We start from the raw sequence: 12,930 nt of genomic DNA, 5'->3' as shown, positions 1-12,930 counted from the left end.
ATTTCTTAAAAACTGTATTCATCGTTAATGAATATGTGTATAATGTAAATAGAACAGCACAGTTTACAATAATTATAAATTGAACTTCATTATAAATTAAAAAGTTGGACTTAGCAAATTTGAAAGGAAGTGTCAGTGTATGATGGTCACATTATTTACATCACCAAGTTGTACATCATGTAGAAAAGCAAAAGCATGGCTCGAGGAGCATGAGATTCCATATACAGAACGTAATATTTTTTCGGAACCTTTAAATATCGATGAGATAAAAGAAATCCTGCGAATGACAGAAGACGGCACGGATGAAATTATTTCAACAAGATCGAAAATATTCCAAAAGCTAAATGTGGACGTAGAAAGTCTTCCATTGAAAAGACTATACGAACTTATTCAAGAACACCCGGGACTGCTTAGAAGACCAATTATTCTAGATGAGAAAAGGCTGCAGGTCGGTTACAATGAGGATGAGATTAGGCGTTTCCTTCCTAGAAAAGTTAGGGCTTACCAGCTACTTGAAGCAAGGCGTATGGTGAACTAATAAGATTGTTTTAAAAAGTTGGTAGGTATGACATTGAAAAATGCCGTTAACCTGTCAGCTTTTTTTTTTCTCTTGCATTCCTGTCGAATGTTATCTACAATGCTAATATTATCAAAAGTCATCGTTCTAAGGCGAAACCCTTTCATATCTTGCGGAGCGGTCATATATTAAGTATAAGGCATTGCAGATTAGTTGCATATCATTAGAATGAGCGGGTTTGAACCTGTTCTGTGGGAAGGGAGAGATTAAGAGATGGAAATCGAACGAATCAATGAAAATACAGTTAAGTTTTTTTTATCATATAAAGATATCGAAGATCGTGGATTTACCCGAGAAGAAGTTTGGTATAATCGTGATAAAAGCGAAGAACTATTTTGGGAAATGATGGATGAAATCAACGAAGAGTCCGAATTTGAAGTAGAGGGTCCATTATGGATTCAAGTCCATGCGATGAGTGACGGAATAGAGGTTACAGTAACGCGGGCTTCAGAAGGAGAAGACGGACAAATAAGTGAATCTCCATTTACGAATTCGGACCAAAGTAGTAAGTTTCAGCCCGATATTGAAATTTTTACTGACGAAGATACGCTTTCGGATGGGTTAAATGGAGCACGTGAGTGGCTTGATAGCGCTTTTTGTTTCAAGGAATTCGATGATCTTATTTTACTTTCAAGTCGGGTACAAGGATACGATGTGAAGACATCACTTTACTTATTTGAAGGTAAATATTACTTGCATGTTGTTTACGATTCGGAAGTGATGGATGATAATCGTAAAACAGACTATTTCAATGTACTGACAGAGTTTGCGACACCATCCAATGTAACGATCCATCGACTTGAGGAATACGGTAAAGTTATAATGGACTCGGATGTATTTAAACAAATCGACAAATACTTTTAGAACGTAAAGTAAATTCAATGAAAAAACGCAACTATCTTTCTAGCTAGTTGTGTTTTTTGTTTTGTTTTTCAAAGATATGCTTTATGTATAGGTTGAATTAAAGATTCTAACCTAAAAAAGTCCAATGGTGATCGCTTTATCGAGCTGTTGATTTCCGTTCCGAGCGGACGCTTTCCGTGGGAAAGGACCGAGCCGCTTCCTTCGCTTTCGCTTTGTCCAGGGTCTCGGATCTCTTGCGTTCTCGCTAGAGTCGCCGCTCTCCACTTCAATCAACTAGGTGTCACATTCTTTAGTTCAGCTTATATAGATTAAAATAAAGCGTTTCTATTAAAATACCTGAAGTTTACATTCACTAGTTCAACTTATTATTTGCAATATGTACTGACTATTCGTAAAATTGGAATAAGAGGAGGGAAGTGCTATATTAACAGCGAAAACTTCGGATGGTCAACTTATTGTCTTAAACCGTGAAATGAAAAGGAAAGAGCTTAAAGAGTGGCGTTTATCTTCAAACTTTTACTGTCCACAATGCGGGAAACAAGTACAGTTAAAAGTGGGAGACATTGTCATCCCGCACTTTGCCCACAAAAGTGACGCATCTTGTTCCGCTTCATTTTCAGAAGGTGAGTCGAAAGAGCATTTGGAAGGAAAAATACAGTTATTTAAATTTTTCCAAAAAACTGCAGATCAAGTTGTGTTAGAACCGTATTTCAAATCATTGTCACAACGACCTGATTTACTTATTACAATCGATTCCCAACAAATTCCGGTGGAGTTTCAATGCAGCACAATTGCAGTCCACAAAGTAAAGGCGAGGACGAACGGCTACTTAAGTGCAGATATGAAACCAATCTGGATTATGCGCACCCCAGCGCAATCGAATACATCTCCCCAAGGTGTAGGCATCTATCAGTTTTCCAAGTTTCAAGTAAGTTTTTTCACCTATAATTCCCCAGAAGGAACAATCTTCCTCACTTATAATCCCCAAACGAAACAATTTCACTATTACAGTAGTTTAATTCATCTCGCGGGAAATCGATATATTGGTATTCATCGAACACTGCCTATATCTATGCAAACATTTCCTTTTGCTCGTCCAAAAATCCCATCTCAAGTAGAACTAGAACAATATACATCACTTTATTTATCAAGCCGCATGAACTTTTTGAAGTCCCGTGTTTTATTGAACAGGAAAGGAATAAATGATCCCTTTTTAAGAAGTTGTTATGAACTAAGAACATTGCCTATAGATCTTCCGATATGGATTGGATTACCCGTCCCTTTTTCCGACAGTTTTTCTGTACATGCCTGTGAATGGCAGCTAAGGCTTATTCATTTTATGAGGCAGCGTGGAATTACTTTTAGTAGTTTGTCGAGGAATTTAATACAAGATTTCATAAGTGAGGAAGGGGGGAAATTGAACGATTGTCTGGAAGCGTGTTTTGCTTATCGAGATTATTTTATTTCAATCGGTGTCGAATCCCCGCAAAGAAACATGGATTTTAGTGAAAAGAAAATAGTTCAATTATTTGCGGAACGTTTCCTTGCAAAGACGAAAGAACATTGAGAAAATAGAGTGATTCGTTTTCCGAAGTATCGGAAGAAGGGGGACTTTTAATATGTCAGCTGAAAATAAAAACAAAGTACTTAATCGCGATGAGGTGAAAGTAGAGGAGACGTGGCGTCTCGAAGATATTTTTGCGACGGATGATGCATGGGAAGAAGAATTTAAAGAAGTTGAAGCATTTTCAACAAAAGGGGATTCGTTTAAAGGCACTTTAGGTAATGGACCGGAAGCACTTCTGGAAGCCTTAGAGTACCGAGATTCGCTATCTATAAGATTGCGTCGTCTTTACACTTACGCCCATTTAAAAACTGACCAAGACACGACAAACAGTTTCTATCAGGCGATGGACAGTCGGGTTAAATCTTTATATGTGAAAATTTCAACTGCATTGTCATTTTTTTTACCCGAGTTATTGTCAATTGATGAATTGGAATTGAAAAAATCTATGGAAGAACATAGTGGGCTGGGCTTATATAAACAGGAAATTGAAGAGATTAATACGCAGCGCCCTCATGTTTTACCAGCTGAACAAGAAGCATTACTTGCACAACTCTCCGAAGTAACGGGTAGTTCATCTGAAACGTTCAGCATGCTGAATAACGCGGATTTAACGTTTCCAATTGTTAAAGATGATGACGGGGAAGAAGTAGAATTATCCCACGGCCGTTATATTGGTTTTCTTGAAAGTGATAATAGGAAAGTTCGCGAAGATGCGTTTAAAGCGATGCATTCGACATACGGTAAATTTCAAAATACATTTGCATCTACCCTAGCTGGTAACGTAAAGGGGGATAACGTCAATGCGAAAATTCGCAATTACTCGTCTGCACGTGAAGCTGCGATGTCGAACAACCATATTCCAGAGCAAGTATACGATAATCTTGTAGCTACAATTAATAAAAATGTTCATTTATTACAACGATATGTTGCGCTTCGGAAAAAAGTATTTGAACTCGATGAACTTCATATGTGGGATTTATATGCACCGCTTGTAAAAGATGCGGATATGAAAATTCCGTATAAGGAAGCGGCACAAACAATGCTTGAAAGCTTCGAACCGCTAGGCGAGGAATATGTATCGATTGTCAAAGAAGGACTTGAAAATCGCTGGGTCGATGTCCGTGAAAATAAAGGAAAACGTTCGGGTGCCTATTCTTCAGGTTCTTACGGGACGAATCCGTATATTCTTATGAATTGGCAAGATAGTGCGAGCAATTTGTTCACATTGGCTCATGAGTTTGGTCATAGTGTGCATAGCTATTATTCAAGAAAAACCCAACCATTCGTTTACAGCGGTTATTCGATTTTCGTAGCAGAAGTTGCTTCAACGGTAAACGAGGCGATATTAAACGAGCATTTATTGAAAACAATTGATGACGAACAAAAACGGATTTATCTTCTGAATTACTGGCTTGATGGATTCCGTGGAACTGTGTTCCGTCAAACAATGTTTGCTGAATTTGAACATCAAATCCATAAGTTAGATCAAGATGGAGTCGCATTGACCGCTGAAAAACTAACCGAAGAGTATTATGCGTTAAATAAAAAATACTTTGGTGAAGACCTTGTGATTGATGAAGAAATAGGATTGGAATGGGCTAGAATACCTCATTTCTATTACAATTATTATGTATATCAATATGCAACGGGGTATAGCGCCGCAGTGGCCTTGAGCAATCAAATACTAACAGAAGGCGAACCGGCAGTTGAGAGATACATTAATAATTTTTTGAAAGCGGGTTCGTCGGATTATCCAATTGAAGTGCTTAAAAAGGCAGGAGTCGATATGACAAGTGCTGCACCGATTGAGGAAGCATGCCGTGTGTTTGAGGAAAAGCTAAATGAACTCGAAGCACTGCTTCTAAAACAATAATTTATAAAAAACAGCTTGATTCGCCTAGATTATAACTAGGTAAATCAAGCTGTATTTATTTTATTGTACAAAGGATTGAACTTCTGCTGGAAAAAGAATGTTTAAATAAGGTGTTCCTATTTAAACTCCAATCAAGTGAAGATGGCTACTACAAGCATTGCAACGTGTTCAATCAGATATCCTTATTTCACCTTATATATACAAAATGTGACGTTATTGTGAAAGACTTTGTGAAAAGTTGATGCAATTGCTATCCTGTGATAAGATAAGGATGTGAAATAAATCACATACTAAACAACACCCCTTTTGTTTGTAGTGACATTTCTCCCATTCCCTTTTTATAAGAGCATCCATTCCCCCCCAGGATTGGATGCTCTTTTGTATACAAAAAAATGTCCCGTTTACCGAAAGAAATTCGGTTTACGGGACATTTTTTATGCTTCTAAACGCTTTTTTCGCCATAGCGTTACATCTTGAAATGGAAGTCGTTCCACATGTTGTTGCAATAGACGTTTTTTCAGTTCACGTTCTGCAGAACTTTCGGAAATATTATAAATTTCCGCGATTTCTTTTGTAGCAAGTGTATCAAAACGTCCGAATAAGTCATCGAGTGGTGGTGGGTTATCGGGAATAATTGATTGGCCGATTAATTCTTCAAGAATTTGCTCATATATATCGTATTCATAAAGGCCACTCACTTTTAAACCTTCATCTTCAATATTTTCATTGAAGAATACAAAAGTTGGCGCTTTGTCGACTTCCATTTCTTTTGCCATATACAGGTCGACTTGCAACGAACGTAAAACGTTATGTGATGAAAAGTCTTTTGTGAATTCATCAATGTCCAAATGTATTTTTTCTGCGATTTCAAGAAGTACCGAAAAAGATGTTATATTTCTTGACTTTAAGTATGAATATTCAAGCATTTTAGATAAAAATCTAAGACCGGCACGCTTTCCTTGAAACTCTGCCGCTTTTATCGCAATGGATGGGAAGCTAGCATGTGTTTTATCACATGTGTCGCTTGAATCCTTACACGGAGAAGGTTGTAAATTTAAAGTAGGAAGTGACGTGCGCAATGCAATTCGAAGCGTGAAAATACGCTCATAATCTATTTGTAGTTTACGAAGTATTGGCTGTAATGACCAGCAGTCCACACAAAGTGGATCAATAAAAAGATATATTTCAATCGGCCTGTTTAGTGGAGATAAACTGTAAGGGTTTTCCATCAGTGTTTGCTGATTCACTGCGATCCCTCCTCGTTCATGTTCACCATATGGTGGGCAGTTAGAACGAGGCGTTTATAATAAAATTCACGAATCTGTCCTTCAAGTCCGACATCGTCCATAGCTCTACTCATACAAGATAACCAAGCTTCAGCCCGTGTTGGTGTAATTGGAAATGGATTATGGCGTGCTTTCATCATCGGGTGGCCATGCTCTTCAGAATATAAATTAGGTCCGCCTAGGTATTGAGTCATAAATTGTTTTTGTTTACGAGCTGTTTCTGTCAGGTCGTCCGGGAAAATCGGGATAAGATCTGGGTGGACGCCGACTTTAGCATAAAATGAGTCGATAAGATCCGACAATTTCTCTGCACCGATCTCCTCATATGGGATCAAAGGTTTTCTAATCATTATGTTATTCTCCTTTGCTCTGACTGTATTGACATTCTACCAATCCTACACCGTTTTAACAAATAAATAGCTCTTTAGGGAATTTATAAACGATGAAATAAATCGTTCCGAATGTTAGGACCCAGGCACATTTCAGACTGCAAGACAGCGCTTCATATGATAGACTGAACTTAGTGAATATGAAGGGATGAAATGATTATGCAGACTCAATTACATATCGAAAAGGGTATGAAAAATACCGAAGAAATCCGTTTTTTATTGGCAAAGACTCCAGAAAGTTTGAAGGGGACACCTTCAGGAACAATGATTACAGATACCGATAAAATTACATTCGTTTATCTACTTGAAGAAGAAGAAGGATACCGCCATATCCATTTTTCCGAAGCTGTTTGGCCGCTTATGGTAGATGTTTTAAAAACGGGTGTAGATCCTTTGCTTACTTGGGGTGAAGAAACCCTTACGTTAAATGGATTCAATGAAGAATTAACGATGCTTATATTTAATATTGAAGGCAACAATAATTACGGAGAAAACTTTCCTTTAGCAGTTGAAAAAGCATTCTCTGAAATACTAACAAGTACAGAATAATCGCTGGGAGGGGTAAGAATGGGTCAATGGAGTCAGTTTCTTGAGCCGTATAAACAGGCTGTAGATGAATTGAAAATTAAACTTAAAGGGATACGTTCACAATACGATTTGGAAGATGTGCATACCCCGGTTGAGTTTGTAACAGGTAGGGTTAAACCACTTGCGAGCATTTATGACAAGACTCTTGAAAAAGGAATCCCGTTCGAACCTTCAGAGGAACTTGCCAAAGAACTACCAGATATCGCAGGATTACGCCTGATGTGTCAATTTGTCGACGACATTGAAACAGTTGTAGAAACGTTACGGAATCGGAATGATTTGGAAGTAATTGAAGAAAGAAATTATATTGAAAATAAAAAACCAAGTGGCTATCGTTCATATCATATGATTATTAAGTATCCCGTGCAGACGATTCACGGTGAAAAAACAATATTAGCCGAAATTCAAATTCGGACATTGGCGATGAACTTTTGGGCTTCGATTGAGCACTCATTGAACTATAAGTACGAAAGTGAGTTACCAGAAGAAATTAGTTTACGTCTAAAAAGTGCAGCGGAAGCGGCTTTTCGCTTGGATGAAGAGATGTCGCTTATTCGCGATGAGATCCAAGATGCGCAACAATATTTCAGTGCATTTAAAGAAACTGCAACGAGACGATATGGAAACAAAAAAAGGAAGGGAGACTTAAAGCGATGAAATTTGCTATTCAGTCAAGAAACGACGACTTATCCAATCAACTTATGGCAGAAGCGAAAGAATATTTGACTGATTTCGGGCTTATCTTTGATGAGGAGGAGCCACAGATTGTTTTGTCAATTGGTGGAGATGGAACGTTACTTCATGCGTTTCATAAATACAGTCATCGTTTAAAAGATACGGCATTCGTTGGAATCCATACAGGGCATCTTGGTTTTTATGCGGATTGGAAGCCGGTTGAAATTGAAAAGCTCGTTATTTCTATTGCCCGTAAAGAATATAGCGTTATTGAATATCCATTGTTAGACGTGACAATTAATTATCGAAATGCGACAGAAAGCGCGCTTTATCTTGCGCTCAATGAATCTACGGTCAAATCGCCAGAGGTCACTCTTGTAATGGACGTTGAACTAAACGGCAATCATTTTGAGCGATTTCGTGGGGACGGCCTATGCATGTCAACGCCGTCAGGTTCAACAGCGTATAACAAGGCGTTAGGTGGGGCTATTATTCATCCAGCATTACGAGCCATGCAGCTCACTGAGATGGCCTCTATCAATAATCGTGTGTTCCGAACGGTCGGTTCTCCTCTTGTTTTACCAGCGCATCATAAATGCGTCTTAAAACCAGTTAAGGGACCCGACTTCATGGTTACTGTGGACCATCTTCAACTTCTACATAAAGATGTAAAATCCATTGAGTACGAAGTTTCGAAGAAGAAAGTGCGCTTCGCCAGATTCCGCCCATTTCCATTTTGGGAGCGTGTTGGGGATTCTTTTATTGACAGCGATGAATAACAGGGACTATAAGGATCCGCGGTTTTGCTTACAATTTACAGTGAGTGACTCAGGGATATTACTACGTGAATTCCTTCAGCAAAAAGGAATATCGAAACGAACATTAACCGCAACTAAATATGGAGGGGGAACACTGAAAGTAAACGGAGTTGAACAAAATGTGCGTTACACTTTGATGCAAGGCGACGAAGTTGAAATTATTTTCCCACAAGAAGAAATTAGTAATGGTCTGATAGCCGAAGACGGCGACCTTAATATAGTCTATGAAGACGATGCTATAATAATTATCGATAAGCCACCTGGTAAAAGTACAATTCCATCACGGGATCATCCTTCGGGGACGATTGCAAATGCAATCGCCGGTAAATTTTTACGTGAAAATATCCCAGCAACAGTTCATGTAGTTACTAGACTAGATCGGGATACGTCGGGTTTAATTTGCATCGCAAAAAATAGACATATTCATCATCTGTTAAGTAAACAAATGGAAGACAATGGGTTCACGAGGCAGTATGAGGCGGTTGTCGAAGGACAGGTCGAAAAAGATGCGTTCGTCATAGAAGCGCCAATCGGTAGAAAAGACGGAAGTATTATTGAGCGTATTGTCCGCGAAGATGGCCAATACGCACGAACGGACGTTCGGGTCATTGAGCGGATAGGCAATGGGAAATGTAACTTGACAAGGGTTCGTCTTGTTCTTCATACAGGAAGAACACACCAAATAAGGGTTCATATGTACTGGACGGGGCATAGTCTCGCCGGAGATGATTTATATGGTGGCACGCGAACTTTAATCGACCGACAAGCGCTGCATTGCGCAACGTTAAAGTTTCAACATCCGCTAAATGGGGAATGCATGGAGTTCAGAAGCGACATACCAACTGATATGAAGCTTCTTTGCAGGATTAGCTGAATGTAGTGAACCTTCCGATAAAAAACGGGAGTGATGAAGGAACTGAAACGGGTTTCATTTCTGGGTAACGCAATACGGTTAATTTTCCACCAAAGACGCACCCAGTGTCTTATATTAACCGTGTTGTTGACGAAACGCGCTTCTGACACGGGTGTATGTCCGTAAACAATAAATGGATTCCCATCGTAGTTTTTTGCCCAATCGCGCCTAAAAGGTCTGCTGTCGGGAAGTTTTTAGCCTGTAATATCACCATACTGAACAAATACACGGATACTATTTGTTGGTGGGACCCCAATCATATCACCACGAATTCCTGCATGGAGAACAATCAATTTTCCATCGTCTCAACTATGGTATAGTGGTAAGGCTTCATAAAATTGGATATACCGGTTCAAAAAGCGAGTGCGTCCTTTCGGTCATAGAAGATTAAGCTCAGCTATTGTCGTTTCAAGTCCATAAATCGTCAAAACATTACTTCCTTGTGTATATCTGTAAAGTTTTTTGCAGTAATTTCCCGGGGAATAAATAAGTCTTTCTGAATCTTGGAGATCAAAAAGAAAGAGCAACGTTGCTAATGAATCAGGACCCCTATCCATTGCATCGCCAACAAAGGCAAGTTGCCTATCATTTGGATGAGTAGGGTAATCTGATGTCATTGAATAACTAAGCTTTTCGACCAATTGAATTAGCTCATTGAAGCACCCGTGAATGTCGCGAATAATATCGAATTTCATATAAATTCATCTTTTTTAGTATTATGATTAAATTGTACGCTAATATATCGAGTGAAAGCAAAGCGGTATGGAAAGGAAGGTGCGTTATGGCCGAAGATATAGAGTATAACGAAGATAATTTGATCGAGTTTCTTCAAGAAAATGACATGCAATCTTTTCGCAATGAATATTTAATGTTACATCCGTATGACCGGGGTACGTTTTATGAGAAGATTGGCCCAGAATTTAGAAAAACAATGTACCATTATTTGTCTCCAAAAGAGCTTGCCGAAATTTTCGAAACAAGTGAAATTTATGATCACGAATACAAACAGTTCCTTGAGGAGATGGACACGACGTATGCAGCGGACATGATTTCTTACATGTTCGTGGATAACGCGGTTGATGTCCTGAATGAACTAGACAAATCCCAAGCTGTAAGTTATTTAACGCTGATGAATAAAGAAGCCGCCGCTAAAATTAAATCGCTTCTGCATTATGAGGAACATACGGCCGGTTCAATTATGACGACAGAATATGTTACTGTTCCTGGAAATTCAACAGTTCGTTCGGCGATGACGATTTTGCGTAACGAAGCACCGGAAGCGGAAACAATTTATTATGTTTTCGTTGTCAATGAAGAACGGCAGCTCGCGGGGGTTGTTTCACTACGTGATTTAATAATTGCGGATGAGGATATGCTGATCCATTCGATTATGAGTGATCGCGTTGTCAGTGTACTCGTCAGCGATGACCAAGAAGACGTTGCACGCATGATTAAAGACTATAATTTCCTTGCGGTACCTGTTGTCGATTTTCAACAACATATACTAGGGATTATTACTGTCGATGACATTATTGACGTACTAGATGAAGAAGCATCCGATGACTATTCAAAACTCGCGGCTGTTTCTGATATGGATACGTTTGATAAAAGCCCGTTAAGTGCAGCGAAGAAAAGACTGCCATGGCTTATTATTTTATTAGTACTTGGTATGTTAACAGCGAATCTGATTGATTTATTTACAGAGACGATTTCAAAAGTAGCACTGCTTGCAGCGTTTATTCCCCTTATTGCTGGAACTGCCGGTAATAGTGGGACACAATCATTAGCTGTTGCAGTTCGCGGAATCGCAACGAAAGATATTGAAGACGAAAGTAAATTCAAACTACTGCTTAGAGAAGCTGGAACGGGTCTTATTACAGGCCTAATTTGTGCAATATTTGTAGTAGGGCTAATTTACGTTTGGAAGCATGAATTTCTTATTGGACTTTTAGTCGGTGCAGCTATTTTTGTATCCATATTTGTTGCAACAATTTCGGGATCTTTCATTCCATTGTTTATGCATAAAATGAAAGTCGATCCCGCGGTAGCATCAGGTCCTTTTATAACGACATTGAATGATATTATTAGCATTATTATTTACCTCGGCTTGGCAACGTTGTTCATTGGGGATCTTTAGATTAGCTTATATAATCCTCAATACTGTCCCGTGTGAACGCCGGTTTACTTTAGCGCATATACTAGCCTAAAAAGGATGTGCACATCATTATATACAACGAGCCAATACTTTTTGTACATGGGCCGCCTGTATTCATTAAGGCCAAAGTCGAACGGGAAGAAAGTACTTCCATTTTTCTATTGAATACAGAAGAAGTTGTAGATTCAGAAGGTGATGTCGAAAACGAACAAGAAGAAGTTGAGCCTGTAACGGAAGGCGATCCATCGATCCGTAGCCGAATAATCTATCTTAGCGGAGACTTTCGAAAAGAAATCTATCAACCGCTTCAATTTCAAATTGGGGATGAGATATTGAAGGGAATTATTGATAAGGTGGAAGGCGAAACGGTTTTTATCGTACTTCATGGAAAAGAAGAAGAAATCGTGGCGGTAGAATTAACAAGTATTGAAGAAGTTTTGTGGCGAGGACAGCCGTTTTTGGAAGAATAAACAAAGAAAAAGCAAATCGGATATCCGATTTGCTTTTTCTTTGTTTATAAATGAAATTTGCCCGATCGGTATTAACCAATCGGGCAGACTTAGGCATTGCAGGTAAACGTATTAGTCTTCGTCACAATCAATGTGAACATCTTTAACACATTGAATCGCACAGAAACATTTCAAGTCAACTGTAATACAAGCTCCTGTCGCTTCAAATCTTTCTACGTCACAAATTGCATCAAAATCTAGCTTGCCATTTTTGAATAGATTAACCTTTCTACCGTTTTCGTCGCGTGGTTCAAGTACTTGTAACGTTGCACAGCAGTTATCGAATACGTTTTGAACTCTAAAGAAAACCGAGAAGCAACTATTACAATCTCTATTTTTTCCTTGTTCAGCTGCTGCAGTTCTATCATTATCTCTTCTACCTCTTCTTCTGCTATTAAACATCGCCTTGAACGGATCACCTTCATCATTTAAAAGCATGAATACCCGCGTGTTCGTCCGCTGTCTTGAAGGGCTCACAAGGCTTCCAAGCGGAGTCAAAAAGCAGTCGGTTCTGCAGTCATCACAATCTAGGTCATCTCGAATATCTTGAATTCTTCTAATCGCTCGCACAACTTCACAAATACAGTTATCATGGACTCGCACATTTGAAACTTCTTCATCTCTTCCACATCCCATAAATAACACCTCCTTTTCTTAGTTCTCTATAATTTATGCATTGGGTTTCATCTTGTTAGGGCTGTCGTTCAGATATTTGA

Annotated in this window: 13 protein-coding genes and 1 pseudogene; 10 read left to right on the top strand and 4 right to left on the bottom strand. The window is 38.8% G+C overall.

All coding sequences use genetic code 11. The annotated features are described in order from the left end of the window. Nucleotides 1-142 precede the first annotated feature (142 nt). From spxA to pepF, 4 genes are all read left to right on the top strand, one after another. Nucleotides 143-538, top strand: coding sequence for a transcriptional regulator SpxA (gene spxA / locus KSU66_RS10885; protein WP_269051517.1), 396 nt, complete (start codon nucleotides 143-145; stop codon nucleotides 536-538). 252 nt (nucleotides 539-790) lie between these two features. Further along, on the top strand, nucleotides 791-1,441 hold the full coding sequence (gene mecA / locus KSU66_RS10880) for an adaptor protein MecA (RefSeq protein WP_269051467.1): 651 nt from the start codon (nucleotides 791-793) through the stop codon (nucleotides 1,439-1,441). Nucleotides 1,442-1,913: 472 nt separating this feature from the next. Then, nucleotides 1,914-3,008, top strand: coding sequence for a competence protein CoiA (locus KSU66_RS10875; protein WP_443028965.1), 1,095 nt, complete (start codon nucleotides 1,914-1,916; stop codon nucleotides 3,006-3,008). Between the two features lie 52 nt (nucleotides 3,009-3,060). Then, nucleotides 3,061-4,881 carry an oligoendopeptidase F gene (gene pepF / locus KSU66_RS10870; RefSeq protein ID WP_269051466.1) on the top strand — a complete coding sequence of 607 codons (1,821 nt, stop codon included), beginning with the start codon at nucleotides 3,061-3,063 and terminating at the stop codon, nucleotides 4,879-4,881. Nucleotides 4,882-5,315: 434 nt separating this feature from the next. Here the strand turns inward: pepF and KSU66_RS10865 are convergent, their stop codons facing one another. Both KSU66_RS10865 and KSU66_RS10860 read right to left on the bottom strand, forming a co-directional pair. Next, entirely contained in the window at nucleotides 5,316-6,128 is an 813-nt protein-coding gene (locus tag KSU66_RS10865; protein ID WP_443028964.1) for a DsbA family protein, read from the bottom strand. Then, complete coding sequence (locus tag KSU66_RS10860) at nucleotides 6,125-6,517, bottom strand: globin domain-containing protein (RefSeq protein ID WP_269051465.1); 393 nt, start codon at nucleotides 6,515-6,517, stop codon at nucleotides 6,125-6,127. The genes KSU66_RS10865 and KSU66_RS10860 overlap by 4 nt, the downstream gene beginning before the upstream one ends. Before the next feature lie 198 nt (nucleotides 6,518-6,715). On the opposite strand from KSU66_RS10860, the gene KSU66_RS10855 reads away from it, so the two are divergent. Genes KSU66_RS10855 through KSU66_RS10840 form a run of 4 tightly spaced genes read left to right on the top strand, consistent with a single transcriptional unit; the run spans nucleotide 6,716 to nucleotide 9,511 of the window. Beyond that, nucleotides 6,716-7,105, top strand: a complete 390-nt coding sequence (locus KSU66_RS10855; RefSeq protein WP_269051464.1) for a hypothetical protein — start codon at nucleotides 6,716-6,718, stop codon at nucleotides 7,103-7,105. 18 nt (nucleotides 7,106-7,123) lie between these two features. After that, nucleotides 7,124-7,801, top strand: coding sequence for a GTP pyrophosphokinase (locus KSU66_RS10850; protein WP_269051463.1), 678 nt, complete (start codon nucleotides 7,124-7,126; stop codon nucleotides 7,799-7,801). After that, nucleotides 7,798-8,598: an NAD kinase gene (locus KSU66_RS10845; RefSeq protein ID WP_269051462.1), complete on the top strand. Its 801-nt coding sequence runs from the start codon at nucleotides 7,798-7,800 to the stop codon at nucleotides 8,596-8,598. The genes KSU66_RS10850 and KSU66_RS10845 overlap by 4 nt, the downstream gene beginning before the upstream one ends. After that, nucleotides 8,591-9,511 carry an RluA family pseudouridine synthase gene (locus KSU66_RS10840; protein ID WP_269051514.1) on the top strand — a complete coding sequence of 307 codons (921 nt, stop codon included), beginning with the start codon at nucleotides 8,591-8,593 and terminating at the stop codon, nucleotides 9,509-9,511. The genes KSU66_RS10845 and KSU66_RS10840 overlap by 8 nt, the downstream gene beginning before the upstream one ends. Here the strand turns inward: KSU66_RS10840 and KSU66_RS10835 are convergent. Then, nucleotides 9,504-10,245, bottom strand: a pseudogene (locus KSU66_RS10835) (metallophosphoesterase). The gene KSU66_RS10840 and the pseudogene KSU66_RS10835 overlap by 8 nt on opposite strands. An 86-nt stretch (nucleotides 10,246-10,331) precedes the next feature. Between KSU66_RS10835 and mgtE the strand changes: the two are divergent. Both mgtE and KSU66_RS10825 read left to right on the top strand, forming a co-directional pair. Beyond that, the gene (gene mgtE, locus KSU66_RS10830) at nucleotides 10,332-11,687 is read left to right on the top strand and encodes a magnesium transporter (RefSeq protein WP_269051461.1); all 1,356 of its coding nucleotides are present in this window, start codon (nucleotides 10,332-10,334) and stop codon (nucleotides 11,685-11,687) included. A 77-nt stretch (nucleotides 11,688-11,764) separates the two neighbouring features. After that, entirely contained in the window at nucleotides 11,765-12,175 is a 411-nt protein-coding gene (locus tag KSU66_RS10825; protein ID WP_269051460.1) for a hypothetical protein, read from the top strand. 111 nt (nucleotides 12,176-12,286) lie between these two features. Here the strand turns inward: KSU66_RS10825 and KSU66_RS10820 are convergent, their stop codons facing one another. Further along, the gene (locus KSU66_RS10820) at nucleotides 12,287-12,850 is read right to left on the bottom strand and encodes a CotY/CotZ family spore coat protein (protein ID WP_269051459.1); all 564 of its coding nucleotides are present in this window, start codon (nucleotides 12,848-12,850) and stop codon (nucleotides 12,287-12,289) included. Nucleotides 12,851-12,930: the final 80 nt, after the last annotated feature.

This window comes from Sporosarcina sp. G11-34 (assembly GCF_026931025.1).
The sequence above is the reverse complement of the archived record's forward strand: the minus strand, read 5'-3'. Positions and strand labels throughout refer to the sequence as shown.

Excerpts from the sequence above, each read along its gene's own strand:
- spxA (WP_269051517.1), top strand. The coding sequence starts at position 143 with ATGGTCACATTATTTACATCACCAAGTTGTACATCATGTAGAAAAGCA.
- mecA (WP_269051467.1), top strand. The coding sequence starts at position 791 with ATGGAAATCGAACGAATCAATGAAAATACAGTTAAGTTTTTTTTATCA.
- KSU66_RS10875 (WP_443028965.1), top strand. The coding sequence starts at position 1,914 with ATGAAAAGGAAAGAGCTTAAAGAGTGGCGTTTATCTTCAAACTTTTAC.
- pepF (WP_269051466.1), top strand. The coding sequence starts at position 3,061 with ATGTCAGCTGAAAATAAAAACAAAGTACTTAATCGCGATGAGGTGAAA.
- KSU66_RS10860 (WP_269051465.1), bottom strand. The coding sequence starts at position 6,517 with ATGATTAGAAAACCTTTGATCCCATATGAGGAGATCGGTGCAGAGAAA.
- KSU66_RS10855 (WP_269051464.1), top strand. The coding sequence starts at position 6,716 with ATGCAGACTCAATTACATATCGAAAAGGGTATGAAAAATACCGAAGAA.
- KSU66_RS10850 (WP_269051463.1), top strand. The coding sequence starts at position 7,124 with ATGGGTCAATGGAGTCAGTTTCTTGAGCCGTATAAACAGGCTGTAGAT.
- KSU66_RS10845 (WP_269051462.1), top strand. The coding sequence starts at position 7,798 with ATGAAATTTGCTATTCAGTCAAGAAACGACGACTTATCCAATCAACTT.
- KSU66_RS10840 (WP_269051514.1), top strand. The coding sequence starts at position 8,591 with ATGAATAACAGGGACTATAAGGATCCGCGGTTTTGCTTACAATTTACA.
- mgtE (WP_269051461.1), top strand. The coding sequence starts at position 10,332 with ATGGCCGAAGATATAGAGTATAACGAAGATAATTTGATCGAGTTTCTT.
- KSU66_RS10820 (WP_269051459.1), bottom strand. The coding sequence starts at position 12,850 with ATGGGATGTGGAAGAGATGAAGAAGTTTCAAATGTGCGAGTCCATGAT.